This is a genomic window from Rodentibacter sp. Ppn85 (genome assembly GCF_001999335.1).
Taxonomy (GTDB): Bacteria; Pseudomonadota; Gammaproteobacteria; order Enterobacterales; family Pasteurellaceae; genus Rodentibacter.
Genome location: NZ_MLHS01000056.1, coordinates 25,816 through 51,253 on the forward strand (window position 1 = coordinate 25,816; position 25,438 = coordinate 51,253).

Genomic DNA, 25,438 nt, shown 5'->3' on the forward strand with positions numbered 1-25,438 from the left:
GTTTATTCCTGAGCATTATCTGGTTTCTGTTGGGCCTGAGCCAATTTCTTGGCTTTTGCACGGGCAATAGCGGCAGCTACGGCAGCTTTTTTCGGATCAAGTGCGGTTGGTTTTTCATCTGTTTTTTGTTCCGAATTTTTCGTTGTTATATCGCTATCGTTGTTAGTTTGAGCCAATTTTTTTGCCTTCGCACGGGCAATAGCGGCAGCTACGGCAGCTTTTTTCGGATCTACTGATACTGTCTTTTCTACATCATTTTCAAGATTTTCTGTTTTTATTTCCGTTTGTTGGCGGGCTAGACGACGTGCTTTACGCAATGCCGTCATATCGCTATTATCCGGTAAAATTTCGCCTTTTTCTGTTGTTAATGTTTTCTGAGTTGTTTGCTCCGAACCGGTTTTTTTCGCTTTGAGGCGTGCTAATGCCGCTTTTACAGGATCTTCGCCTTTTGTTTTGGCTAATTCTTCGCGACGGACTTCTGCAGCTCGTTGAGAACGCGCTTTACGTTCCTGTTCTTCACGTTCCATGCGTGCTTGTTTCGCTTCAAATCGAATTTTTGCTTCTTCCGCTTTTTTCTGTTTCTCTTTTATTTGCCAAATTTTCGCTTTTTCTTGGCGGAAATATTGAATAAGCGGGATATGGCTCGGGCAAACATAAGCACATACGCCGCATTCAATACAATCGTTTAAAGCATATTCTTCCGATTTTTTGTGATCCTCATTGCGTGCGAACCAATAAAGTTGCTGTGGCATTAAATTTACCGGACAAGCATCCGAGCAGCTTGAGCAGCGAATACAGGCTTGTTCCGGTTTCGGTTCGGTATATTCAAAATGATCCGGGGCAAGCAAGCAGTTGACGATTTTGGTCACCGGTGCATTTAAATTTGGCAATTCCATGCCCATCATTGGACCGCCGACAAATACAGGAAAACGTTCGTCAAATTGATAGCCCGTATGAGTTAATACGTGATAAATTGGGGTGCCGAGACGTACCCGGTAATTTCCTTTTTCTTGAATTTTATCGCCGGTTAACGTTACGACCCGTTCAATTAAAGGTTCGTCATTTATGACCGCTCTTTTTATCGCAAAAGCCGTTCCCACGTTATGCATTAAAATGCCAATACCGGAGGAGCGTGAACCGCTTGGCACTTCCATACCTGTGAGTAAATAAATGAGTTGTTTCGCCGCCCCGGAAGGGTATTTTGTTGGGATTACGCGTACATCGATATCATTTGCACCGTGTAATGCCGTATTGATCGCTTCGATGGCTTGAGGCTTGTTATCTTCAATGGCGATAACAACTTTTTCCGGGCGCAGGATATAGCGTAAAATACGCACGCCTTCAATAATTTCATCGGCGTGTTCGCGCATCAGGCGATCATCACAAGTGATGTAAGGTTCACATTCCGCACCGTTAATAATCAATAATTTGACTTTTTTATCCGCTGATTGGATCTTAGCGGCAGTAGGGAATACGGCGCCCCCCAAACCCGCAACACCGGCAAGATAAATTTTTTCGATCAGTTGTTCCGCTGTAAGGCTAAGAAAATCTTCAATAGGGTGTTGCTCAATACTTCGATCCAAACCGTCAGCTTGTAAATGAATAGTCATTTCATCAAGCCCGGAAGGATGTGCGGCGACATAGGGGATAATATTTTTAATTGTGCCGGATGTCGGTGCGTGAACGGGGAGTGCGCGTAAACCGTCACCTTGCGTTAAAGCTTGTCCTTTTAAAACATAATCACCGGCTTTCACTAAAACATTACCCGCCTGACCGGAGTGTTGTTTGAGCGGAATATAAAAATCCTTGCTTAAAGGAAGTGTTCTGAGCGGTTGATGGTTAGATTGATCTTTCATTTCCGGAGGATGAATTCCCCCTTTGAAATCCCATAGTTTACCGGAATTAAAACGAGATAAAACGTCCGCCATTTATTCCCCCATAACCGATTTTTTTTCGCTACCGTTCACATTCGCCACAGGAATAACCAGTTTTGCGTCAAATTTCCAATCCCAACTATCAATCCCTTTTTTGACCGGAATCATTGAGATGCAATCTGTCGGGCAAGGTGCGACACAAAGTTCACAGCCGGTGCAAAGATCAGGGATAATCGTGTGCATCATTTTATTTGTCCCAATAATGGCATCTACCGGACAGGCTTGAATGCATTTTGTACAACCAATACACATATTTTCATCAATAAACGCTACCGTTTCGACGGGTTCTTCCATGCCGTCAACTGCCGGCACCTCAACACCTAGAATCTCCGCAATTTTTACTATGGTATCTCGTCCGCCCGGAACACATTTTGTAATAGAATCGCCGTTGCAAAAAATCGCTTCTGCATAGGGTTTGCAGCCGGGATAACCGCATTGACCGCATTGGCTTTGTGGTAATATGGCATCAATTTTTTCTACAAGGGGATCGGCTTCCACTTTTAGTTTTAAGGAGGCAAATCCCAAAATTGCACCAAAAATGAGCGCAAGCAGACTGATGACAATGAGTAGAATAGCCATTATTTCTTCATTTTCCCTGAAAATTTTTGATAGAGTCCGATAAGTAAAATTAACACGGTAATTGCCATTAAAAAGTAGATCATAATTAATGAGTCGCGTTACTTAACGAGTCCTGCGAATCCCATAAAGGCAAGTGACATTAAACCCGCCGTGATTAACGCAATGGATGCGCCTTGAAACGTATTGGGTACATCAGCCGCAACTAAGCGTTCACGTAATGCGGCAAATAAAACTAATACTAAGGAAAAGCCCAGTGATGCACCAAAGCCATAGAGGACGGATTCGGTTAAGTTATGGGCAAGATTGACATTGAGTAATGCCACACCAAGAACGGCACAGTTTGTTGTGATTAACGGCAAAAAAATACCAAGTAAGCGATAAAGTGTCGGGCTGGTTTTATTGATAGCCATTTCGGTAAATTGAACCACAACGGCAATCACCAGAATAAACACCAAGGTTCGTAAAAAAGTTGCATTTAAAGGTAATAAAATATAGTGATCGACCAAATAGGCGGAAAGTGACGCAACGGTTAAAACGAACATGGTCGCTAAGCCCATACCGATTGCGGTTTCAATTTTCTTTGATACGCCCATAAAGGGACAAAGCCCAAGAAACTTTACTAATACGAAGTTGTTAATCAATGCGGTACCAATAATTAATAAAATATAATGAGTCATCACTGCCTGCCTTTTGAATAGGGCGTTATTATCCCTATTTATGGACGGAAGAACAATAGGAAATTTAAGGTAGATCACTACCCCAAAATAAGTGCGGTTAATTTTAGAAAGGTATGATTTCAATGCCTTTAAATTTATTACATAAACTGACAATTAATGCCATTTTGTGTAATAGTCGACTTTTACCACAAAGTGCGGTCAAAAATTTCTATTTTTTATTCATCTCCATGGTTTAAGCCATGATTGGATGTTTTATGAAAGTAGCTATAAATTTGCGGCAATAGTTGTGCTATTAGATTTAACTGCTGATATGGGAGTACAAACGCCGTATTTTCAGATACGTGAATCTCTTTCAAACTGGATTCAATATTTTCAAATAATTTAGCAAAAACCTCAGGCGTGAGTTTTTCGATGTTTTCAAGGGCGTAAATAATTTTTTTAGCTGTCGGATAAAAGCCGGATAGAAAACCGGTGGTTTGTTGTAATTCGCGCATTTTGTAGCGGTACGAACCAAGTGCAGAGATGTAGCTTAGTAAAGAATAATTGATTTTGAGTAAATCAAAGCCTTCTTGCAAATGCGCCTGATATTTCATCGGTTCACTGTTCATATTTGAAATAGTTGTGCTCAGTGCGGCGTTGTATTCGTGTGCATTACGGCGGGCGATGCGATATTTGAGATCATCGCTTTTGCTAAATTGTAATTGACTGGTGATATGCAACAAGTATTGCGCATCGCTTTTAATAGCAAGTCGGCTGACTTTATCAAGTTGTAAGTATTTCCAATCCGGCCATAAATAAGAGACGCCAAACCAAGCGATAGCCGAACCGAGTAGGGTATCGAGTACACGGGGAATAAGTGCTGTTTCCGTACTAAAGCCCATAATATCAAAACCTAATAATACTTGCAGGGTAATGAAAAAAGTTGAAAAACTGTAATTATTACTGCGAAAGAAGAAAAATAATGTACTGGTTAGCACAATTAGGCCGAGTTTTAATTCTAGGGTCGGATTTAAATAAGGTAATAACAGCCCCACAATTACGCCTAAGATTGTGCCGATAATACGTTGGCGTAATCGGGTTTTAGTCGCAGAGTAATTGGGCTGGCAAACAAAAATTGCGGTGAGTAAGATCCAATAACCTAGATTGAATTGGAAAAAATCCACAATGACACAGCAAAGGAAAACGACAATAGATAAGCGCACGGCATGACGGAATAATTGCGATTCAAAGGTAAAGTGTCCGGCAATGGTGGAGAGAATATTCTTTAGCCCCGTTACTTGCACGGTATGAATTTGTGCGAGCGGCTCATTGATGTTGGATTCTTGTTCTAATTGATTCATTTGCCAATTAATATTTTGCAAATTATCCAATAAACCCTGAATGTGGATAATCAGATCTTTGTCATCGGGGTGTTTTTGACGATACAGCTCAAAAGATTGTAAAGTACCGAGTAGGGCTTTTTCTACCCGTTGATTATAATGGTAAGGGCGGTTATGGCGTAGGCTTTGCTTAATTTCTTGACAGGATTGGGCTTGTAATTCTAATAATCGTTGAATGCGGAAAATCAGATCCGTATTTTTGAGTTTTTCAGCAATTTGTTGATAATCAAAATGGGTGGAATTGGCACGCTCATGGATTTCTTGTGCGGCAAAATAATAGCGAACCATTTTTTGTGTGCGGATATGTCGGTGTTGTCCTCGAATACGATAGAAAAGTGCAGTTCGGGCAAGGTTAAAAGCATTAATGACGTTGGCATTTTTAAGGGCGAAATTGAGGTGTTTTTTCTCAATTTCATCAATTTCATCGGGATCAAAAAACATTGATTTGGCATCTAAATATTCCCCTAAGGCACAAAAGGCTTTAGCTACACTTTCTTGTACGGGGCGATTAGGGAAAAAAAGATGAACGATTAGGGTGACTACACTATAAAGTAGCGTACCGAGTAAAATCAGTGTTGTTTTAATAAACCAACTTTCTGTGTCGTTTGGATCATGAGTGAGCGTTGTATAGAGTGCGACAACAAGTGAACCGAAAGCAATCGTGCTGTAACGTTGTCCAACAGCCCCTATCATGGTAAAAATGAAGGTAAGCGAAGTAATCAATGCAATGTATTGAATCGGTTTGCCGATATTTAGTTGCACCACAAAAGAAGAAATGGCAAAAGCAATTAATGTGTAAAAAATATTTTTTAAACGACCGGTTAAACGATTATCCAAGTCCACTAATCCACCTGCAATAATCCCTAAAATTAATGGCATGGATTGACTGGAAATATCAAAGAACCAAACACCGAAAGCAGCGAGATTCACGCTAATAAATATTGGAATGGATGCGATGACTTTTGCGTTTAACCAGTTATTCATTTTGAATCCTTATCAAAATAGAAAAGTGAGCTTGATAGCTCACTCTCCGTTATAAAGTGCGGTCATTATTTATGGGATTTTGCCCAGTTTAGGAAACGGGTCTGAGTTTTTTTATCCGCTTGTTGGAACCAATATTGCAATTGTTGTTCAGCGACATTTTCACCTTGAACAACGACTTTACCTTTGGTTGCTTTGCTGTTTGTGGCAGGTGTGATGCCCATCATTGGTTGCACATTTGCCGTCGCTAATGTCGGAACGGCAGCAGTTGCGCCCGAAGCGTTATAGGTTGCTAGATCACTAATAATATTCGCCGATGGAAATAGACCTTCTTGCTTTAAAGTATCTATTTTGGCCGAAATTTCCTGGCCAGAGGTTGTTTTCACGCTAATGATCGGAGCCCCGTTGAATTTTTCTGCTTCCGCTTTAGTGCGAATGCTAGGAGTGGAAATCACAATATCTTCGGTTGAACCTTGAAATGTGACAATAAGTGGGTTGGATTCAAACAGAGATTGGCTTGAACCGCTACCAACAATTTCGCCCACACGCACGACTACTTGATGGGTGTTGGTATCATTTATGCTGAATGAATTATTTTTGCTTAGAAGGGATTTACTTGCTTTTTGACCGTCAATAGCTAGAAAATCAATATTTGATGAACTGGAAACCATACCGGCAAAACTTGCCGTACTGGCTAATAGTGTTGCGATACTAAAGGCAAACGTGCGTAATTTCATGATTACTCCTTTTATTATGGTGAAAATAAGTTTCGCTGCCTATGCTATGCTAATTTCTATGAAATGGAAATAAAAAAGTGCGGTCAAAAATGAAAAAGTTTTTCGATATTATATCGCAGTTGCATAAAACCGACATTTTAGCGGATTATAGGGACACGCTGCATTAACGCTCCAAGCGCGCATACAGTACATCTTCACATTTTGTATAAAGCTAACTTATATCACATCGGAATGATAAAAAAGTGCGGTTAATTTTAACCGCACTTTTTGGTTGCTTGAATATGGCTTAAACTTTCGGAATTTTGGCACCGGAGGCTAGCAGATCTTGAATATCGGATTTCAGCACATCGGCTTTTGGCCCGTAGATGGCTTGAATGCCGGTTCCTTTGATAATAATCCCCATCGCGCCGGCTTGTTTCCAACCTGCCTCATCACCAACCAAATCGGCATTATGCACTGTAATACGTAAGCGTGTCATACAGGCATCGACATCGGCAATATTATTGCGTCCGCCAAGTAAGTTTACAATTTGCACGACTTGTACGCTTGCGTTAGCGACTTTTGGTTCGTTAGAAGTATTTTCATCGGCATTTTTCGCATCGTAGTTACCATTGCGTCCTGCCGTTGCCAGGTTGAATTTTTTAATCATAAAATTCGCAACAAGGAACATGGCTAATGCAAAGAGAATAGAAACCCAAATAAAGTTGATGACATCCATGCCAATGCCGGCTTTAATTGCCATTGGCGTACGGGTTAAAAACTCAATATTACCGAATGAATGCATTCGTAAATTCACAATATCCGCCATTGCAAACGCCGCACCTTGAACTAAAGCATACACAATATAAAGTGGCATGGCGGCGAACATAAACATATATTCAATCGGTTCTGTTACTCCGGTAAGGAAAACCGCAAGGGCGGATGAGAGGAAAATCCCTTTATAGATTTTTTTCTTATCTGCATCGACATTTACATACATTGCTAGGGTAATTCCCATCAAAATACCGCTTGAGCCAATCATTTGCCCGACTTTAAAACGAGCCGGCGTGACGCTTGAGAGCAGTTCGTTATATTGCGCTAAATTACCCGTATCTTTTAAATTAATTAAGTCGGAGATCCACGCTAGCCACAATGGGTCTTGTCCAAAGACTTGCACGCCTTTTTGAGCGCCAGTTAAGAACTCATAGGTTCCGCCTAATGATGTATAGTTCATTGGGATTGTGAGCATATGGTGTAAACCGAAAGGCAATAAAAGACGTTCTAATGTGCCGTAGATAAACGGTGCAAGGATTGGGGCGCTATTTTGTGAACTGGCGATCCACTGACCGAAATGGTTGATTCCCGATTGTACTAAAGGCCAAAATAAAGCAAGAAGTAATGCGACTAATACGGAGCGATAAATCACAACAAAAGGAACGAAGCGTTTGCCGTTAAAGAAGGTGAGAACCTCAGGTAGCTTACGGAAGTTGTAGTAACGATTGAATGTGGTTGCCCCTACAAAACCGGCGATGATCCCTACAAAGACCCCCATATTCAATGCTGGTTGTCCGAGTATATTGATGAAGTAGTTTGCGACGGGAATTTCACCGGCAAGTAGGGTGCCTACATGCGCGTTGGGATCTGCCAGCATTTCAATTTTTACACCGAAAATATGTCCGGTAACAAGGTTGATTAAGATAAAGGCTAATCCTGCTGCAAACGCTCCGCCTGCACGCTCATTTGCCCAACTGCCGCCAATGGCTAAGGCAAATAAGAGATGGAGATTACCGATGATCCCCCAACCGATTTGAGCAATGATATTACCAATGCGGGCGACCCATTCGGCATCACTCAACAAAGGCAATGAGTTACCAATACTCACCATTAATCCGGCAGCCGGCATAACGGCAATTACCACCATAAGGCATTTGCCGAATTTTTGCCAAAATTCAAAACTTAGCAATTTTTTCATTTGTTTTCTCCTAAAGAATGACATCCACTTCCAAGCCAAAATGATCGGAAATCACAGGTTTATTTTTACCATTAAAAATAACCTGACTAGATAAAACCCTTTTTGCTTGATTTAAAAAAATATAATCCAAACGTTTTTCTTCGCTATGGCTATGCCAACCATCAATGGCTTTTGCCACAGTGATCCCCGAATCTTTTTGTTCCGCTATTTCATAGCTATCAAGCAAACCTAATGCTTTGATTTGTTGATAAGCTTGCGGATTAGTGATGGCATCGGTGTTGAAATCACCCATTAGGATTTTTAGATTATTGCTCTGACTACGCTTAATGATGGTGCGAATATTGTCGAGTTGATCTTCGCCTTTCGAATTCGGCAAATTGATGTGGCAGGAGTAGCAGTCTATGAGCTGCTCTTGATACTCCACGGTTAAACCCAGAATTTTGCGTGAGAGAATGGAATCAAGGCGTTGATGGCGGCTGCAATAAAAAGGATCAACTTCATAAACGGGGAGTCGGGTTAAGAATGCGACACCTTCATCATATTTATCATAGCCAATGTGTGAATTACTCCAAAACAGCGAATATTTTTGCTCGGCTTGTTGGTTAATTTGGCGTAATAGTATTACGCCATAGTTATCCCGTTTTAAGGCTTGGCTAATCGGTGGCGCTGTCATCAGTTGATTGACTTCTTGTAATGCAATGATGTCATAGCCCTTTTCTACGATAATTTGAGCAAGAATGGCTATTTTCTCCGCTTGGTTATCTTCTAACCAAGCGTGTACGTTTAGGGTAAGTAATTTCATTGCCCCCCCCTTTAGTCCTCACAGTGCCAGATATCGGCGTTGTATTGTGCAATAGTTCGATCTGACGAGAAGAAACCCGCTTTTGCGATATTTTGAACGACTTTTTTATTCCAACTATCTTGATCTTTATAATCCGCCAAAATTTGCTCTTTAGCTTTTACGTAAGCGTTGAAGTCAATTAAGGTCATAAACCAGTCTTTATTCAATAATTCGTTATAGAGGCGCTTTAAACGCACTGAATTACCGAGTTTCACCAATGTCGGATTGATAATAAAATCTACCGCGCGTTTAATATACTTATCATTGGTATAGTAATCTTTTGAAACATAGCCGGCGGTTTCATAAAGTTTAATGATACTTTGTGAATCTTTACCAAAGGTATAAATGTTTTCTGCTCCCGCAAGCTCTGCGATCTCAACATTCGCGCCGTCCATGGTACCCAGTGTTAATGCACCATTGAGCATAAATTTCATATTACCTGTACCGGAGGCTTCTTTGGAGGCAAGGGAGATTTGCTCTGAAATATCCGTCGCCGGAATTAGTTTTTCAGCCACACTCACATTATAGTTTTCCACTAAATAAACATTTAAATATTTGTTTACTGCCGGATCGTTATTGATGAGTTCGGATAAACAAAGAATTAGATGAATAATATCTTGTGCAATCACATAGGCTGGGGCCGCTTTGCCTCCAAATATAACGCTGATTTTACGTTGAGGTAATTTGCCTGCTTTGATCTCAAGATATTTATGAATCACATAAAGTGCATTCATTTGTTGACGTTTGTATTCATGGAAACGTTTAATTTGCGTATCAATAATTGAATTTTCGTCTAATTCAATGCCTTTGTTTTCTTTAAGATACGTTTTTAAGGCTAACTTATTGTTAAATTTAATTTCAGCGAGTTTTTGATGAACTTGTTTGTCATCTGCAAGGGCAAGTAATTTTTCTAACTGTGTTGCATCTTGTAGATAACTATCCCCAATAAGCTGTTTTAGATAAGCCGCTAACTCTTGGTTGGAAAATTCTAGCCAACGGCGGAAAGTAATACCGTTTGTTTTATTATTAAATTTTTCAGGATAGATGGTATAAAATGCTTTAAGTTCGGCATTTTTCAAAATTTCGGTATGTAATGCCGCAACGCCATTTACTGAGTTTGAAAAATGGATATCCATATTAGCCATATGTACACAATTACGTTTATCAATAATTCGTACCGCAGGATCTTTATATTCTGCACGCACTAATTTATCCAATTTTTTAATGATAACGACTAAATGCGGCACGACTTTGTTTAAATAACTAAGCGGCCATTTTTCTAAGGCTTCAGCAAGAATAGTATGATTAGTATAACCCACCATATTACGCACGATGTTCACCGCTTCTAAAAATTCAAGATGATGTTTTTCGGTGAGTAGGCGAATTAATTCGGGAATCACCATTGAAGGGTGAGTATCATTAATTTGCACATAAGCATAATCCGCAAGATCTCGTATGTTACTCCCACGTTCAATGGCTTCATCAATTAATAATTGTGCCGCATTGGATACCATAAAATATTGTTGATAAATACGTAACAATTCTCCATTTTTATCAGAATCATCCGGATAAAGAAATAAGGTTAAATTTTCTTTAATGTTCGTTTTATCGAACTCAATCCCATCTTTAATTAAGTGATAATTCACTGATTCAATATCAAATAAATTGAGATAATTTTTAGTTGATTTTTTATAACCCAGAATATCAATACGATCTAATTTTGAGGTCAAAGTAAAGGATTTAAATGGTACTTCATAGCTAACTTCCGTTGGGATTAACCAAGAATTCTTTTCGATCCAATAATTCGGTTCAGTTTTTTGTTCATTTTGTTTAAAAACTTGCTTAAACAATCCGCAATGATAATTTAAACCTACACCTTCCGCATTTAAACCAAGTGTTGCCATTGAGTCGATAAAACAAGAGGCTAAACGCCCTAGACCGCCATTTCCTAAAGAGGGTTCAGGTTCAATATCTTCAATATGACTTAGTGATTTTCCAGCACGAGCCAATTCATCTTTAACGTCTTGATACACCCCAAGGTTAATGAGATTGTTAGATAATAATTTACCAATCAAGAATTCAGCAGAAATATAATAAACTTTTCGTTTTCCTGCATTTTTAGGTTTATCTGCCGAAAGCGTTTTTACATAGTTTAATAACTGTGCATAAATAGCTTGATCGTTTAATTCTTCAAGAGGTTTATTTATACTGGTTTGCACAAAATCACTAAATTTAATCATTGCTTTTTCCTTATTCGCTCTTTGATATAACGTGGTTATTTTAGTTAAGAAATCTTTTTTATCTTGAGTTAAATCGGTTTTTTGCATTCGCCATTGCCAGTTTCCGCCAATAGTAGAGGGGATATTCATTCTTGAGCAGGTTGGCAAATCTAAAATATCTTGCATGGTTGCAATCGCCGTATTACTTACTGTTGCAAATAATTGACGGACAACCGCCTGACAAACGGATTCATCTGCACTGCGATGGGTATAATCATTCATGTATTGCTGTTGAGCCGAGGTTAAACTGTCATACCAACCATTGAGTACATCGTTATCGTGCGTACCTGTGTAGGCAATGCAATGAGGCACACAATAGTGTGGGCTATCAAAACTTTCCCCGGTAATATCTTCAAACCCGAATTGTAAAATTTTCATGCCGGGATAACCGCAATCGGCTAACAATTTCTTTGCTTTATCATCAATATTACCAAGATCTTCAGCTATAATCGGTAAGTCGCCCAATTGTTGTTTTACGGCTTCGAATAGTTCATAACCGGGACCCGGTTGCCAGCTACCGTACTTTGCAATTTCTGCTTTGCCGTCAACTTGCCAATAATCTGAGAAACCTTTGAAATGGTCGATACGCAATACATCGTAGATTTTAAAACTTTCTTCAATACGATAAATCCACCAAGCATAGCCTTGTTTTTTATGTTCGTCCCAATCATAAAGCGGATTGCCCCAAAGCTGTCCTGTTGCGCTGAATTGATCTGCGGGAACGCCTGCTACAAAAAGTGGGTTACGTTCTGCATCTAATTGAAAAAGCTCCGGTTTTGTCCACACTTCAACACTATCTGCGGAGACATAAATAGGCATATCACCGATAATTTTAATGCCTTTTTGGTTAGCATAGTTTTTCAATGCTTGCCACTGTTGAAAGAAAAAATACTGTGTCACCTTAAAATATTGAATCTGTGGGGCAAGCATTGTGCGGTATTTTTTCAACGCCTTAGGTTCTCGAGCAATAGCTTGTTTATCATCCCATTCTTGTAATGCACGATTGCCAAAATATTCTTTAATCGCCATAAATTCCGCATAGTCCGATAACCAAGTGCGGTTGTTTTTTTCAAAGTTTTCAAATGAGAGGCGGAATTTATCATTCGCTATAAAATTTTTTACCGCTATCTCTAAGATAGGGCGTCTTGCACAAGATATACGCTCATAATCAATTTGTGTCGGCTCATCACCAAAATTAACGGAATGGTAGTCTTTTTCTGTTAAAAGCCCCATTTGCGTCAATAAATCAAAGTCAATTAAATGAGGATTACCGGCAATGGCTGAAAAAGATTGATAGGGGGAGTCGCCGTAGCTTGTTGTTGTCAATGGAAGGATTTGCCAGTAGGTCTGCTTGGTTTCAACCAAAAAATCGACAAAATCATAGGCGGATTGCCCGAAACTGCCAATACCAAATGAATTAGGTAACGAGGTGATGTGCATTAAAATGCCACTTGAACGAGTAAGCATAGTTTTTCCTTATGGAAGCTAGAGTGCTGCCAATTTTAGCTAAAATTTTGTGTTACGCAACATCTTTTACGTAAAAGTTAGATCATTAACGGAAAAGTGTGATTTAGATCATGATTTATACGCATAAATTTAAGTGATTTATGCTATCCTATCCTCTAAATAGGCAACATAGAATGAAGAATAAGCAAACGTAAAAATGAGCAAATATAAAAAAGTCTACGATGATATAAAAAGTAAAATCAACAAAGGGGTTTTCACAAAAAACCAGGAACTACCCAGTGAAAATGAGTTAATGCAAAGCTATGGTTTTTCTAAAGACACTATTCGAAAAGCCCTTTCATTACTCGAAATGGACGGTTATATTCAAAAGCAACAGGGCAGAAATTCCATTGTTTTAGAGCAAGAACTATTAAAACCTCAGGTGCTTTCCGAAATTAAAACACTGAGAGAATTGAATTACTCTTCGACCCATCAAGTGAAAACAACGTTAACGAGCTTGTATATTGTGCAAGGGGAAGAGCAACTAATGCATATCTTTAACGTAAATGATCAAATTGATTTTTACCGTATAGGCCGAATACGTGAAATTGATGGGGAAAATGTGGAATATGAACTTTCTTATTTTGATCGCCGTATCGTGCCTTTTATTAACCGTGACATTGCGGAGCAATCTATTTATCACTATCTAGAAAGCGAATTAGGTTTAAAAATTAGTCACTCGCAACGAAAAATTATCTTTCGTTATGCTAATGAAGAAGAAAAAAGTACCTTGGATCTTGGTGAATACGAGATGGTTGTTAGTGTAACCAGTACGACTTATTTGGCGGATGGCCGTCCGTTTCAGTATGGTAGTATTAGTTATCGTCCTGATAAAATTATTTTTGCTACCATGGCGAAACGGAATGTAAAACATTCATCATCAGAATGATATGATTGATCTGACCGTTTTATTTGCGTCTTATAAATTTTGAGGAAACGAGATATTTAGCCGGTTGGGGGATCAAATGACTTTTGTCATAAAAAATCCCTATTAAATTAAAATTTCAATAGGTATTTTGTTGTTTTCAATCGGTTAAATCTTTGTACAACAGCTACATAACAGCGATAGTTTTGAGCGCATTTTGTTTTATTTATCGTATTTTATGTTAGGTTGGGAGAATTGATAATATGACAAAACAATTTTTTGTTTATGGCCGTGTGCAAGGTGTCGGATTTCGTTATTTTACTTGGAAAGAAGCAAGAAAATTAGGGATTAAAGGTTCTGTACGAAATCGTCATGATGGTTCGGTAGAAGCCATTGCGCAGGGTAGTGAAGAACAGTTGGCGGCTTTTGAACAATGGTTGAGATTAGGTCCTATAACGGCAAAAATTGAGCGAGTGATAGTGAATGCACATAAAGAAATCTCAGATGAAGATTTTTCAGTGATTCGCGATTAAAAATGACCGCACTTTTTTGCCTAACAACGTGATTTTACGTAGAATACACCGCTTTTTAAGCAACAGATTCCATTATTTATTATAAGGACGATTATGCGTAATCAAACCAAACTTCATCTTGATCTGCTCCAACAAACCATGCAAAGCTTGAATTTGTGGCAATCTTCGCCACCTGCACGGGAAGCTTTTTTGAGCGAAGAACCTTTTTCGCTTGATATGATGGCTCCGGAAGAATGGTTGCAATGGGTGTTTATTCCACGTATGTATGCTTTGTTGGAGAGTGGTGCGCCACTACCGAGCCAAATTGCTATTTCACCTTACATTGAGGAAGCATTAAAAGAATTCGATGGGCTTACGTTGTTACTAGCCCCTTTATTGGAATTAGAAAAATTATTGCAGAACCAATGATCCTAGAGATTTTATATCAAGATGAATGGTTGGTTGCTGTAAATAAACCTGCCGGGATGTTAGTACACCGTAGCTGGTTAGATCCTCATGAAACACAATTTGTTATGCAAACATTACGTGATCAAATCGGATGTCACGTATTTCCTATTCATCGCTTGGATCGCCCGACATCCGGTGTGTTGCTGTTTGCCTTAAATAGTGAAATTGCAAATTTGATGTGTCAGCAATTTGAACAAAAAAAGGTGAAAAAATCCTATTTAGCGGTGTTGCGTGGTTATTTAGTAGGGGCGAATAGAATTGATTATCCGTTGAAAATTCAACTTGATAAAATTGCCGATAAGTTTGCAAAGGAAGACAAAGTTGCACAAGAGGCGGTAACGGATTATGAATGTCTAAAGATTATAGAAATGCCTTATCCGGCAGGGCGTTATAAGACTTCGCGCTATTCTTTGGTACGCTTAATTCCGCATACGGGAAGAAAGCATCAGCTGCGACGACATTGTAAGCATATTTTTCATCCTATCTTAGGCGATACTCAATATGGTGATTTGCATCAAAATCGGGCTTTGACGGAAAATACGGGCTGTAAACGTTTGTTGTTGCATTCGGAGACATTATGTTTTATTCATCCTATTTCGCAGGAAAAAATCACGATTCATGCACCATTGGATGAGCAATGGCAAAATTTAATAATAAAATTTGGTTGGTAAACTTATGTTAGATATTCAATTAACACACGAAGAACAACAAAAAGCGGTTGAAAAAATTCAAGAATTAATGGCAAAAGGAATAAATAGTGGCGAAGCAATTCAAATTGTAGCGAGAGAATTACGTGAATTATATGAAAAATCGGCGAAACATACTGAAAAATAAAAATATTTTGTGATCTCCATAACACTTTTTAATATTGTTTGTTGCGTAAAAAATCAAAATATTTGAAGATAGCGCGCAATAGGGTGATAAGGCGCACGTCTTATTTGTTTTATGATTGTATAGGCGAAGCCTAAGAGGTCAACAATGGAAATTGGTATTGTTAAGTGGTTTAATAACGCAAAAGGATTTGGTTTTATTTCCGCAGAAGGCGTAGAAGCTGATATTTTTGCACATTATTCTGTGATTGAAATGGACGGTTACCGTTCATTAAAAGCGGGGCAAAAAGTGCAGTTTGAAGTGATTCACGGCGATAAAGGATCTCATGCCACAAAGATTATTCCAATTGTGGAATAAAAAAACGGGAGCGTGAATTAAACTGCGCTCTTAAACTCCTCTATTTAGTTTAACTCAAAAGACAAGGTTTACCACCCTGTCTTTTTTATTGGTTTAATAAATTTTTAAGGCTATTTTTCATTGCTGACATTTGGCTTTCATATAGGGCTTTACTTTCACGTTCGTCAATCATATAAGTAATCGTTTCTGAAAGGGTCATATTCATTTTACGTGAATATTTTGAAAGGCGTAACCAAACCGCATATTCCAAATCAATGGATTTCTTTTTTGTAGATTGTTTTTCTGCATTGAAAAAACGTTTTCGTCTTGCTCGAATAGCCTGATCCAGTTTAATCGGTAGTGCCGTAGAAAGATGCTGCTTGATCCAATTTTCAATCTTTTCCGGATAATTCTGACTTTCCAATAATTCTGCTACAACAGATTCTTGTAAACTTTTTTCTTTGTAGCGCGTGATATTTTCACCTTCACGATATTTTCTAATCAAGTAAATCCATTTCCAGTTGGCTTCTTGATTTTCTAATTTTTGATATTTCATAATATGTAATATTTAGTGACGTGGTAACTCGTCTAATATACGTGTTTTAAATTAATTTTTCCAGCTGATTTTTACAATATACGTAAATGTGCGATAATGCGACTAATTTTACTAATGAGAAATTGCCAGTGAGTTCATCTTTCTTTCAAGAACAATCCCTTAATTGGGAATCTCTACAACCCCTGTTAGCCTATACTGAACACCCTACTCAACCCCTTGATTTTTGGGCTTTACAGCCAAATATCAAAAACGCCCTTTCTTTGTTTTTGCGTAATCCAAACCGTTCCCTTATGGTATTAAAAGCAGATGATCAGGTAGATTATACTTCTTTGCTTATGCCGTTAATACGGCAAATGTTGCCTAAAGAGCGGTCGATTTTTGGGGTACGTTACATAGTGGAACAAGGGGATTCTTTCTCATTTCCCCGTATTGAAATTGAGCCGGCACAATCTTTGGAAGATAATTTTGCCGCTTCAGGTGAAGTGCTAAGCGCATTGCATTATGATCAGTTTCGGCTCTTTGGCAGTGTCAGAGTGCATCCCGGTTCACAAGATATTCAACTTCATCCGGGCTTAATTCACCGTGCAAATGGAGGCATACTGATTTTGAGTGCGTCGACATTGTTGGCACAATTTGATTTATGGCAACGTTTAAAACATATTTTACAAACCAAACGTTTCGATTGGTATTCTGCGCATCCTTTTAAAACACTACCTTGTGAAATTCCAAGTTATCCGCTTGAAACCAAAGTCATTGTATTAGGCAATCGCATGGAGCTTGCCACATTAGGGGAGCTGGAAGAAAATTTATACAATTTTACAGATTATGCCGAAATTGAAAGTTATCTTTCGGTAACGGATATCAGTGAACAAAAAAATTGGGTCGGCTATGTTCATTGTATAGCGGAAGAAAATCAGTTAGTTTTGGATTTTTCAGCATTGAATAAATTGTATCAATTCCTTGTAAGGGAAAGTGAAAATCGATTTTTAATTAATGTTTCGCCTGCAATCTTGAAGAATATATTACTTAATACAGCGACACTTGCACAAAAAAACTCACTAAGTGCGGTTGATTTTGAAGCATTTTTTCAACAGCAAAGGGTACAACACAGCTTTTTAAAAGAGCAAACCTATGCCGATATTCTCAATGAACAGGTTTATGTAGAAACAGAAGGGGAGATTGTCGGGCAGATTAATGGTTTATCAGTGATTGAATATCCCGGTACACCGGTAGTATTTGGCGAGCCGTCACGTATTAGCTGTGTCGTGCAATTTGGCGAAGGGGAAGTGGTAGATGTCGAACGTAAAAATGAACTTGCCGGAAATTTACACGGTAAAGGAATGATGATTGCACAAGCCTGTTTGTCGAATATTTTAGAATTACCCTCTCAGCTACCATTTTCCGCCTCTCTTGTTTTTGAACAATCCTATGGTGAAATTGATGGAGACAGTGCATCGTTGGCAATTTTTTGCGTGCTTGTCAGTGCCTTAGCTGAATTACCTTTGCCGCAGCATATTGCGGTAACCGGTTCAATTGATCAGTTTGGACTTGTTCATGCGGTAGGGGGGGTAAACGACAAAATTGAGGGATTTTTCACGATTTGTCAACGACGAGGACTTAGCGGAAAGCAAGGGGTAATTATTCCGGCAACAACCATTCAGCAACTGAGTCTTTCCGATGAAGTGGTAAGTGCGGTCAAAAATGGCGAGTTTTTTATTTTTCCGGTGGAAGATATTTATCAAACCTGTGAATTAATCTTTCAACGTGATCTATTGCAAGAGGAAAATAAAATTTACGAAGATCGTAAAACACCGATTTCCCGCCTTATCCAGCGGCGAATTGATTTTCGTGCGGAACCGCCCAAAAAAAGTTTATTTAATTTTTTTCGGTGATTATATATTGAGAGCGAACAAGTGTTCGCTCTTATTTTTTATATAATGTCTATTATTCATTCTGTACAAAACTGATCGGACAAGTTCAGCTAACAAGTGTTATCTATTTACAGTCTTTCTTATTCCTTTTAGAATGCTTAATATCAAGGTTTGTTGGAACAAAATAAATTAAAGGAAGAGAAATGCAAAACAGTTGTACACTAAATAAAAAAGAAAGTTATAGCTATGAAGATTTACTTGCATCCGGTCGTGGTGAATTATTTGGTGATGAAGGGCCGCAACTTCCCGCCCCAACGATGTTAATGATGGATCGTATTGTAAAAATGGAGGAAAAGGGCGGTTCTTTTGGAAAAGGCTATATTGAGGCAGAATTGGATATACATCCGAATTTACCTTTTTTTAGTTGCCATTTTATTGGCGATCCGGTAATGCCGGGATGTTTAGGTTTAGATGCTATGTGGCAATTGGTAGGTTTTTTTCTAGGTTGGATCGGCGGCAAAGGGAAAGGGCGCGCGCTAGGTGTTGGGGAAGTTAAATTCACTGGTCAGATTTTACCTACAGCAAAAAAAGTGATTTACCGTATTAATATAAAACGGGTGATTAACCGTAAATTAGTCATGGGAATGGCTGATGGGGAAGTCGAAGTCGATGGACGCGTTATTTATACCGCTACGGATCTGAAAGTCGGGTTGTTTCAAGATACCTCTACTTTTTAATGGTCAGGAAACGATAAAAAATATTGGTCGTAGCAATTTAAAGCGAAGGATACGCTTAATTTATTTTTGGGGACAAGCTGATGGCTTGTCCCTTTTTCATTATTCCCAATTCTTATTCTTCATCAATTATACTCACAAACTTAGCATCCAATAAATTGGCTAAATCGCTCGGGGTAAGCTCTACACTTAATCCTCGTTTTCCTCCAGAAACATAAATGGTCTCAAATTCAAGCGCGGTTGAATTTATGACTGTTTTCAAACGTTTCTTTTGTGCGATAGGGCTAATTCCTCCCAATAAATATCCGCTGCTTTTTTGAGCAATATCTTTGTCTGCCATTTCTAGTTTTTTGACATTAATTGCTTTGGCTGCTTTTTTTAAATTTAGCATATCTGATGTGGGTAAAACAAAACAGGCAAGCTTTTTTTGATCTCCGTTTTCAGCCACAAGTAAGGTTTTGAAAGAACGATGGGGATCGATACCTAATTTTTCCGCAGCTTCTTCGCCGAAATGGATATTATTGGGATCGTGCTCATAAATATGAAGAATAAAAGGAATTTTTTGTTTTTTGAGTAAATCGATTGCTGGTGTCATTTTATTTTTAGCCTTTTTTTTGTAGAATGGGTCGCTTATTTTATAGCGGAGAAAAAAATGGATGCAAGCCTAAATATTGCCATTGCGGCAGAATTTGAATTATGTGAGAAAATTGCTGAAGCCCTTGAAGAAAGTAAACTGACGATAGGTAGCGTATCAGTTGTAGAAATTTCCCCTTTTGATGAAGAACAAGGCGTGCGTTTTAACAATAAAAGTGTTGTACAGTGTTCTGCACAAGAAATGAATTGGTCTGAGATTAATTATCTCTTTTTTTCCGGTGATGTTGAACAACTAGCCTCTATTGCGATTGCAGCTGAAAGCGGTTGCGTTATCATTGATATGAAGGGCGTATGCGCCGCACTTTCCGATGTACCTGTTGTAGTACCGACAATTAATGAGGGTGATTTAGTTGAATTAAGACAACGTAACATTGTGAGTTTGCCGAATCCTCAAGTCAGCCAACTTGCTTTGGCGATTTCTCCATTATTGCAAACAACCAATATTACTCAAATTTTTGCTACTTCCTTGCTTCCTGCTTCTTATCAGAACAGTGAAACCGTTAGTAAATTAGCAGGACAAACAGCACGTTTATTGAATGGTATCCCGTTAGATGACGATGAAAAGCGGTTAGCGTTTGATGTCTATCCACAAAAAACAATGGCTTTGTCAGAACAATTTCAAAAGATTTTTCCTCAATGCAATTCTGTGCTATTTCATGCTGTGCAAGTACCGGTATTTTATGGTATGGCACAAAAAGTGACCGCACTTTGGGATTATGAGACGGATTTTCAACCGCAAGATAATGAACTTTTACAATACCATGATACAAGTATTACACCGGTAATAAATGGTGAAAGAGAAAGCGGGGAAACTCAGGTAAAATTACATATTAATCCGTTAAGTGCGGTTGAAAACGGTATTGAATTTTGGACGGTGGCAGATGACCAACGTTTTAATCTCGCTCGTCTTTCAGTCAAATTATTCGAAGTTATTTATCATCAAGGTTATTAATTTTAAGGAACAATTATGTTAGAACGAGTCTTTAAGTTGCGTGAAAAAGGTTCAACTACAAAAACTGAAATTATTGCGGGTATCACCACCTTTTTTACTATGGTTTATATTGTATTTGTCAACCCTTCGATATTAGGTGATGCAGGAATGGATAAACAAGTTGTCTTTGTTACCACTTGCTTAATTGCCGGTATTGGTACGATTGCAATGGGATTATTTAGTAATTTGCCGATCGCACTTGCGCCGGCAATGGGGTTGAATGCCTTTTTCGCTTATGTGGTCGTTGGGAAGTTGGGTTATGCTTGGGAAATCGGCATGGGAACCATTTTTTGGGGTTCCGTCGGTTTATTCGTCCTAACGCTTTTGCAAATTCGTTATTGGTTAATGGCGTCCATTCCGTTAAGTATTCGCGTAGGAATCGGGGCCGGGATCGGTTTTTTCATTGCATTGATTGGGTTTAAAAATATGGGGCTTGTGGTGGCTAATCCAGCTACATTAGTGGCACTCGGTGATTTGCATGATGATAAAGTGTTACTCGGTGTACTCGGTTTCTTCATTATCGTTGTATTGGCTGCCCGCAATATTTTTTCCGGTGTATTGATTTCTATTGCGGTCGTCACGGGGCTGGCGCTTTGGTTGGATGAATCGGTAATGTTTCACGGTGTGATTTCAATGCCGCCAGCGTTAGATGCGGTGGTTGGCAAAGTCGATATCGCCGGTGCGTTAGATACCGCATTGCTGGGTATTATTTTCTCATTTTTATTGATAAACCTATTTGATTCTTCCGGTACGTTATTAGGTGTAACCGACAAAGCGGGCATTAGCGATGAAAAAGGACGTTTTCCAAAAATGAAACAAGCCCTATTGGTTGATAGTATCAGTGCGGTGGGCGGTTCTTATATCGGTACTTCTGCGATTAGTACTTATATTGAAAGCGGTGCGGGCGTGTCGGTCGGGGGACGCACGGGATTAACCGCTGTGACGGTCGGCGTGTTATTTTTACTTACCATTTTCTTTTCACCGCTTGCCGGCGTTGTGCCGGCCTATGCAACTGCGGGGGCATTGATTTATGTCGGTATTTTGATGGCATCCAGCCTAATTCGTGTGCAATGGGATGATTTAACCGAAGCCGCTCCGGCATTTATTACCGCTGCCATGATGCCTTTTACTTACTCTATTACGGAAGGTATTGCATTTGGTTTTATCAGCTACTGTATAATGAAAACCTGCACAGGTCGCATCAAGGAGATTAATGCCCCGGTTTGGGTGGTTTCACTTTTATTTGTGGCGAAATTTGTTTGGGTGGGATAATTTTATGGGCGAGCGAAAGTTCGCCCTTTTTGTATTTGAGGGAAAACGACGAGAGTGATTATGCAGAACATCCTTTTCATTATTCATTCCTCGCCTTATGGCGACGAACATTTTTTTAGCGCTTTGCGCCTTGCTTTACAGTTACAAGAACAGCATAAAAGTGCGGTCAATTTGAAACTGTTTTTGATGTCGGATGCGGTTAGCGGCGGGCTTGCAAAACAAAATCCGGCGGAAGGCTATCATTTACAGCAAATGTTAGAAATTTTAACCGCTCAAGGGGCAGCCGTAAAACTTTGCAAAACCTGTACCAATGCACGGGGTATGACAAATTTACCTTTGGCTGAAGGTGTAGAAATCGGTACATTGGCAGAGCTCGCCGATTGGACGATGGAAGCGGATAAAGTACTAAATTTTTAAGAAATAAGATGGCTTACAGAGGTAAGCCATTATTTTTTATCGCTTTCCGCCATTACAGCTTTGGTTTTTTCATCCATCGTGACACTAATATTATGATCCACCACCACATTCATATTAATCGTGATGCCTTCTTTTGGGGTATCAAGTTGGATAGTAGGGGTGCAGCCCGTCAGCAAGCTATGGGTTACAAAGATAAATAAAAAGTGCGGTCGATTTTTAACGTGTTTTTTCATGTTCTAAATCTTGATAAAGCCGATATTGTAAATTTTGTTCAAATTGCGCACCGTAGTCTATCATATTCCATAATTCGAACATATTTTCTTGGTGATGATAGTTTAATGTAATCGGGGCATGGTTTGGATTATTGAGGTTGAAACCTTTAATGCTGGCACGTAAATTCATTTGCCCGTTCGGGGCAAGATGAATATTCGCATGGGCGTTTTGAAGCTCCATTTCTTTTAATAAATTAACCAAAATGCTTTCGGTTAAACCGCCTTTTTTCAACCCGTTAGCTACCTCATCATTTAGCTTAATTCGCATTTTATCGGCTTGTTGTAATGTGCCGTCACAAATTAAACAGGCTGAATGATTGAGCCAAAAAGGCAAGGTCGCATTCACACGTCCTTCCAAATGAATTTGATTATACTGTGCCATTGTCATGACCTGATTGAGAGCAATATTGCGGAATGTTAGCGTTGCGATTTGATGTTGCGGAAAATTGAGTTTGTCTATGGTTAATTCACCGTCAAATAAACCGATTTTTACATTACTCAATGTAAGTGGTTTGGCGTGAGAATTCGGATAAGTACCGAATAAATTAAATGTTGCGTCATTCAGCCATAATGCCCCTTTGCGCATATTGCGAACAGAAACTTTAATCGGATTATTCGCTGAATTTTGTAAAATATTATTCTGATAATTAAGTGGGAAACGAATGTCTAGATCTTTAATTTCACCGTCAGGAAAGGAAAGACCGAGATTATACAGTCGCATATCCCCTTTTATCGTAATTCCTTTATGATCAATGTTGAAATTACTCGTACCTTTAATATGTCCATTGTGAATTAACCAGCCCCACTGTTGAGGGAAAAGCGATTGGAATGCGCTTACCGATTGTTTTTTCCAACTGATTTTGCCTGTTAGCCTTTGATTTTCATAATGGGCGAACAGATCAATCGGGCCTAGCGTACCCGCTTTTAAATCACCAGCAATATTGAAACGTTCGATACTTTCCCCATCAATACCGACACCAAAAACAGGCTGAGTGAAAGCACCGCCGTAATCAAAGTTAATCCAGTCGCTTTTGACTTGTAACAAACCGCGAATGTGGGATTTTTCGTAATCCCAATACAAACGATCCTTTAATTCCAGCGAGAGCGGTGCCATTGTTATACCATTTGTCCGAATTTTATCGGAATAGGCGGTAAGTTGATTTAATTCAATATGATCACCTTGCCAAAAGCCGATTCCTTGTAGTTTTATCGGTGTGTTTAAGGTATTCCAATAAGCGCTACCGTTAATTCTCCAATCCCAACGGTTATTTGCATCCCGTTCGGCATCCTGTAATTTTTGTTGCGGATCGCGTAGTTCAAAGACGGTTTTGATCCCTGCAATAAATTCGTCCGCTTTTCCGTCTAATTTTAAATCAATAGTGGAAAATTGCGGTGTGAAACCTTTTAAACTTGCTTGTAATTGACCGTTTAAGCCGTATTTACCAATTTGTATATGATCTAATGGCAGACGAACATGAATATTGCTATCCTGTTGCTGATTATCCATTTTAAAAATAGACCCTTTGTTAAAACGAAGTAACGGATCACCAAATGAACCGCCCAGATGATAAGCTAAGTTCGTTTGCGCCACCGTATTGTTATAGCGTAAATCGCCTCGCGTTTTTAAATTAAAACGGATCTGATCTTGGTTATCTCCACCGCCAATTTCGCCATTTTCACCGGAAATCACAATCTCGCCTTTTCCATATTCACCGAAAGTTTGTACGATAATATTGGTATCAATACCAAAGGGAAGCCAACCTTTTGGCGGAGTGCGTAGAGACAATCCTAAAAAGCCTTTGATAGGTTGATAACCGTCAAATATCCAATAAAAAGTTCCCCACGAAATTTCTAGCCCGTTCTGTGTAAAAATAAACGGCACGTCCAACAATGGTGATTTATGCGTGAGATCTTGTGCTTTAATCAGGCCCTTTTCTCCCTGCCAAGAAAGCTTTGCCTCCCCGTGATCAACAGCAAAATTGGGGTTTTGCCAAGTTAAGGTTATTTCGCCTTTGGGCTGTATTTGTAGAATTTCATCATTTAATTGAAGGTTAAAATGAGATTGATAATGTTGTTTTTCTTCCGGTTGATAATCGGTTTTACCTTGCCAAATGAAATGGTTATCCTGTTGGGAAAGGGTCGATTGATGTTGTAATATTAATCCTTTCTGATTTTGGGCGGAAAAATTTAGGTGAAACTGATCGTGCTGATGATTTACCGTTGCAGAAATATCGGCATTGAGAAGATCATGAAAAAGAGGCGGAACAAGCTCATCGGCATTTGAGAGTTGAAACTGTTTAATATTGATCTCAAAGGTTGGAATTGTGGCAAAAAGTGCGGTCAATTTTACCGGTGTTTTGTCGTTACGACTTGGCATATTTTGAATGCAAGCACTATTGACAGAGGCTTTGTTAACGATTAAATTTGGTGAAAACCAATTGTTAAGTTGAAGATTATGAAGATTAGCCAGCGTACATTTTCCGACATTGATTCGCAAAGCGGGGAGTTTTAACCCTCTATTGTTTACAGTCCACTCATCGGATAATTGCACGGAATAGTCAGGCGCAAGGAAATAATTTATCGTCCGTTCAAGTTGTTTTGATGGGATCCACCACGGCAAAGAAATTATCCCGATTACAAATATCAATACCAATAAGGCACAACAACGACCCTTACGCATATTTTTTCAATTATCCTCTTTTTTATTGCGGCTTATTGTAACGAAATAATCGCGATTAAAAAATCAATTTATACATAGCCAAACCGATAATTACTGCCTAAAATAATGCCATTTA

The 25,438-nt window shown here is 39.0% G+C and carries 23 protein-coding genes; 11 read left to right on the forward strand and 12 right to left on the reverse strand.

The features are described from left to right. Positions 1-2: 2 nt before the first annotated feature. The 8 genes from rsxC to malQ form a co-directional block, all read right to left on the reverse strand. The gene (rsxC, locus tag BKL51_RS09480; RefSeq protein ID WP_077466443.1) at positions 3-1,928 is read right to left on the reverse strand and encodes an electron transport complex subunit RsxC; all 1,926 of its coding nucleotides are present in this window, start codon (positions 1,926-1,928) and stop codon (positions 3-5) included. Continuing rightward, on the reverse strand, positions 1,929-2,513 hold the full coding sequence (rsxB, locus tag BKL51_RS09485) for an electron transport complex subunit RsxB (RefSeq protein ID WP_077466444.1): 585 nt from the start codon (positions 2,511-2,513) through the stop codon (positions 1,929-1,931). 98 nt (positions 2,514-2,611) lie between these two features. Next, positions 2,612-3,190, reverse strand: coding sequence for an electron transport complex subunit RsxA (rsxA, locus tag BKL51_RS09490; protein WP_077466445.1), 579 nt, complete (start codon positions 3,188-3,190; stop codon positions 2,612-2,614). Between the two features lie 215 nt (positions 3,191-3,405). Beyond that, positions 3,406-5,553 carry a YccS family putative transporter gene (yccS, locus tag BKL51_RS09495; protein ID WP_077466446.1) on the reverse strand — a complete coding sequence of 716 codons (2,148 nt, stop codon included), beginning with the start codon at positions 5,551-5,553 and terminating at the stop codon, positions 3,406-3,408. Positions 5,554-5,618: 65 nt separating this feature from the next. Then, a complete protein-coding gene (locus BKL51_RS09500) occupies positions 5,619-6,287 on the reverse strand; it encodes a DUF2057 domain-containing protein (protein ID WP_077466447.1) in 669 nt (222 codons plus the stop codon). Between the two features lie 286 nt (positions 6,288-6,573). Beyond that, positions 6,574-8,238: a PTS transporter subunit IIBC gene (locus tag BKL51_RS09505; RefSeq protein ID WP_077466448.1), complete on the reverse strand. Its 1,665-nt coding sequence runs from the start codon at positions 8,236-8,238 to the stop codon at positions 6,574-6,576. Between the two features lie 10 nt (positions 8,239-8,248). Beyond that, complete coding sequence (locus tag BKL51_RS09510; RefSeq protein WP_077466449.1) at positions 8,249-9,040, reverse strand: endonuclease/exonuclease/phosphatase family protein; 792 nt, start codon at positions 9,038-9,040, stop codon at positions 8,249-8,251. Between the two features lie 11 nt (positions 9,041-9,051). After that, positions 9,052-12,825, reverse strand: coding sequence for a 4-alpha-glucanotransferase (malQ, locus tag BKL51_RS09515; RefSeq protein WP_077466450.1), 3,774 nt, complete (start codon positions 12,823-12,825; stop codon positions 9,052-9,054). A 196-nt stretch (positions 12,826-13,021) separates the two neighbouring features. Between malQ and BKL51_RS09520 the strand changes: the two genes are divergently transcribed. The 6 genes from BKL51_RS09520 to cspD all read left to right on the forward strand — a co-directional run bounded on the left by BKL51_RS09520 (position 13,022) and on the right by cspD (position 15,897). Then, positions 13,022-13,753 carry a GntR family transcriptional regulator gene (locus BKL51_RS09520; protein ID WP_077466451.1) on the forward strand — a complete coding sequence of 244 codons (732 nt, stop codon included), beginning with the start codon at positions 13,022-13,024 and terminating at the stop codon, positions 13,751-13,753. A 239-nt stretch (positions 13,754-13,992) separates the two neighbouring features. Beyond that, entirely contained in the window at positions 13,993-14,262 is a 270-nt protein-coding gene (locus BKL51_RS09525; RefSeq protein WP_077466452.1) for an acylphosphatase, read from the forward strand. Positions 14,263-14,355: 93 nt separating this feature from the next. Further along, positions 14,356-14,670: a YqcC family protein gene (locus tag BKL51_RS09530; RefSeq protein WP_077466453.1), complete on the forward strand. Its 315-nt coding sequence runs from the start codon at positions 14,356-14,358 to the stop codon at positions 14,668-14,670. Beyond that, positions 14,670-15,380 carry a tRNA pseudouridine(65) synthase TruC gene (truC, locus tag BKL51_RS09535; RefSeq protein ID WP_077466469.1) on the forward strand — a complete coding sequence of 237 codons (711 nt, stop codon included), beginning with the start codon at positions 14,670-14,672 and terminating at the stop codon, positions 15,378-15,380. The genes BKL51_RS09530 and truC overlap by 1 nt, the downstream gene beginning before the upstream one ends. A 4-nt stretch (positions 15,381-15,384) precedes the next feature. After that, positions 15,385-15,543, forward strand: coding sequence for a YoaH family protein (locus tag BKL51_RS09540; protein WP_077466454.1), 159 nt, complete (start codon positions 15,385-15,387; stop codon positions 15,541-15,543). A 144-nt stretch (positions 15,544-15,687) separates the two neighbouring features. Next, a complete protein-coding gene (cspD, locus tag BKL51_RS09545) occupies positions 15,688-15,897 on the forward strand; it encodes a cold shock domain-containing protein CspD (RefSeq protein ID WP_018355702.1) in 210 nt (69 codons plus the stop codon). A gap of 85 nt (positions 15,898-15,982) precedes the next feature. Here the strand turns inward: cspD and matP are convergent, their stop codons facing one another. After that, positions 15,983-16,432 carry a macrodomain Ter protein MatP gene (gene matP, locus BKL51_RS09550; protein WP_077466455.1) on the reverse strand — a complete coding sequence of 150 codons (450 nt, stop codon included), beginning with the start codon at positions 16,430-16,432 and terminating at the stop codon, positions 15,983-15,985. 128 nt (positions 16,433-16,560) lie between these two features. Between matP and BKL51_RS09555 the strand changes: the two genes are divergently transcribed. After that, positions 16,561-18,324 carry a Lon protease family protein gene (locus BKL51_RS09555; protein WP_077466456.1) on the forward strand — a complete coding sequence of 588 codons (1,764 nt, stop codon included), beginning with the start codon at positions 16,561-16,563 and terminating at the stop codon, positions 18,322-18,324. 182 nt (positions 18,325-18,506) lie between these two features. Continuing rightward, on the forward strand, positions 18,507-19,040 hold the full coding sequence (gene fabA, locus BKL51_RS09560; protein WP_077466457.1) for a bifunctional 3-hydroxydecanoyl-ACP dehydratase/trans-2-decenoyl-ACP isomerase: 534 nt from the start codon (positions 18,507-18,509) through the stop codon (positions 19,038-19,040). Between the two features lie 112 nt (positions 19,041-19,152). Here fabA and ybaK read toward each other — a convergent pair whose 3' ends face one another. Next, positions 19,153-19,632 carry a Cys-tRNA(Pro) deacylase gene (ybaK, locus tag BKL51_RS09565; RefSeq protein WP_077466458.1) on the reverse strand — a complete coding sequence of 160 codons (480 nt, stop codon included), beginning with the start codon at positions 19,630-19,632 and terminating at the stop codon, positions 19,153-19,155. Between the two features lie 57 nt (positions 19,633-19,689). Between ybaK and BKL51_RS09570 the strand changes: the two genes are divergently transcribed. From BKL51_RS09570 to BKL51_RS09580, 3 genes are read left to right on the forward strand one after another with little or no spacing between them, the layout of a single operon-like run. Then, positions 19,690-20,643 (forward strand): oxidoreductase, encoded by a 954-nt coding sequence (locus BKL51_RS09570; protein ID WP_077466459.1) that lies wholly within the window; start codon positions 19,690-19,692, stop codon positions 20,641-20,643. A gap of 15 nt (positions 20,644-20,658) precedes the next feature. Beyond that, positions 20,659-21,954, forward strand: coding sequence for an NCS2 family permease (locus tag BKL51_RS09575; protein ID WP_077466460.1), 1,296 nt, complete (start codon positions 20,659-20,661; stop codon positions 21,952-21,954). A gap of 60 nt (positions 21,955-22,014) precedes the next feature. Further along, a complete protein-coding gene (locus tag BKL51_RS09580) occupies positions 22,015-22,371 on the forward strand; it encodes a DsrE/DsrF/TusD sulfur relay family protein (protein WP_077466461.1) in 357 nt (118 codons plus the stop codon). A gap of 29 nt (positions 22,372-22,400) precedes the next feature. Here BKL51_RS09580 and BKL51_RS09585 read toward each other — a convergent pair whose 3' ends face one another. After that, a complete protein-coding gene (locus BKL51_RS09585) occupies positions 22,401-22,604 on the reverse strand; it encodes a YnbE family lipoprotein (RefSeq protein ID WP_077466462.1) in 204 nt (67 codons plus the stop codon). Continuing rightward, positions 22,588-25,323, reverse strand: coding sequence for a YdbH family protein (locus BKL51_RS09590; RefSeq protein ID WP_077466463.1), 2,736 nt, complete (start codon positions 25,321-25,323; stop codon positions 22,588-22,590). Before BKL51_RS09590 ends, BKL51_RS09585 begins: the two co-directional genes overlap by 17 nt. Between the last annotated feature and the right edge of the window lie 115 nt (positions 25,324-25,438).

Excerpts from the sequence above, each read along its gene's own strand:
- rsxC (WP_077466443.1), bottom strand. The coding sequence starts at position 1,928 with ATGGCGGACGTTTTATCTCGTTTTAATTCCGGTAAACTATGGGATTTC.
- rsxB (WP_077466444.1), bottom strand. The coding sequence starts at position 2,513 with ATGGCTATTCTACTCATTGTCATCAGTCTGCTTGCGCTCATTTTTGGT.
- rsxA (WP_077466445.1), bottom strand. The coding sequence starts at position 3,190 with ATGACTCATTATATTTTATTAATTATTGGTACCGCATTGATTAACAAC.
- yccS (WP_077466446.1), bottom strand. The coding sequence starts at position 5,553 with ATGAATAACTGGTTAAACGCAAAAGTCATCGCATCCATTCCAATATTT.
- BKL51_RS09500 (WP_077466447.1), bottom strand. The coding sequence starts at position 6,287 with ATGAAATTACGCACGTTTGCCTTTAGTATCGCAACACTATTAGCCAGT.
- BKL51_RS09505 (WP_077466448.1), bottom strand. The coding sequence starts at position 8,238 with ATGAAAAAATTGCTAAGTTTTGAATTTTGGCAAAAATTCGGCAAATGC.
- BKL51_RS09510 (WP_077466449.1), bottom strand. The coding sequence starts at position 9,040 with ATGAAATTACTTACCCTAAACGTACACGCTTGGTTAGAAGATAACCAA.
- malQ (WP_077466450.1), bottom strand. The coding sequence starts at position 12,825 with ATGCTTACTCGTTCAAGTGGCATTTTAATGCACATCACCTCGTTACCT.
- BKL51_RS09520 (WP_077466451.1), top strand. The coding sequence starts at position 13,022 with ATGAGCAAATATAAAAAAGTCTACGATGATATAAAAAGTAAAATCAAC.
- BKL51_RS09525 (WP_077466452.1), top strand. The coding sequence starts at position 13,993 with ATGACAAAACAATTTTTTGTTTATGGCCGTGTGCAAGGTGTCGGATTT.
- BKL51_RS09530 (WP_077466453.1), top strand. The coding sequence starts at position 14,356 with ATGCGTAATCAAACCAAACTTCATCTTGATCTGCTCCAACAAACCATG.
- BKL51_RS09540 (WP_077466454.1), top strand. The coding sequence starts at position 15,385 with ATGTTAGATATTCAATTAACACACGAAGAACAACAAAAAGCGGTTGAA.
- cspD (WP_018355702.1), top strand. The coding sequence starts at position 15,688 with ATGGAAATTGGTATTGTTAAGTGGTTTAATAACGCAAAAGGATTTGGT.
- matP (WP_077466455.1), bottom strand. The coding sequence starts at position 16,432 with ATGAAATATCAAAAATTAGAAAATCAAGAAGCCAACTGGAAATGGATT.
- fabA (WP_077466457.1), top strand. The coding sequence starts at position 18,507 with ATGCAAAACAGTTGTACACTAAATAAAAAAGAAAGTTATAGCTATGAA.
- ybaK (WP_077466458.1), bottom strand. The coding sequence starts at position 19,632 with ATGACACCAGCAATCGATTTACTCAAAAAACAAAAAATTCCTTTTATT.
- BKL51_RS09570 (WP_077466459.1), top strand. The coding sequence starts at position 19,690 with ATGGATGCAAGCCTAAATATTGCCATTGCGGCAGAATTTGAATTATGT.
- BKL51_RS09575 (WP_077466460.1), top strand. The coding sequence starts at position 20,659 with ATGTTAGAACGAGTCTTTAAGTTGCGTGAAAAAGGTTCAACTACAAAA.
- BKL51_RS09580 (WP_077466461.1), top strand. The coding sequence starts at position 22,015 with ATGCAGAACATCCTTTTCATTATTCATTCCTCGCCTTATGGCGACGAA.
- BKL51_RS09585 (WP_077466462.1), bottom strand. The coding sequence starts at position 22,604 with ATGAAAAAACACGTTAAAAATCGACCGCACTTTTTATTTATCTTTGTA.
- BKL51_RS09590 (WP_077466463.1), bottom strand. The coding sequence starts at position 25,323 with ATGCGTAAGGGTCGTTGTTGTGCCTTATTGGTATTGATATTTGTAATC.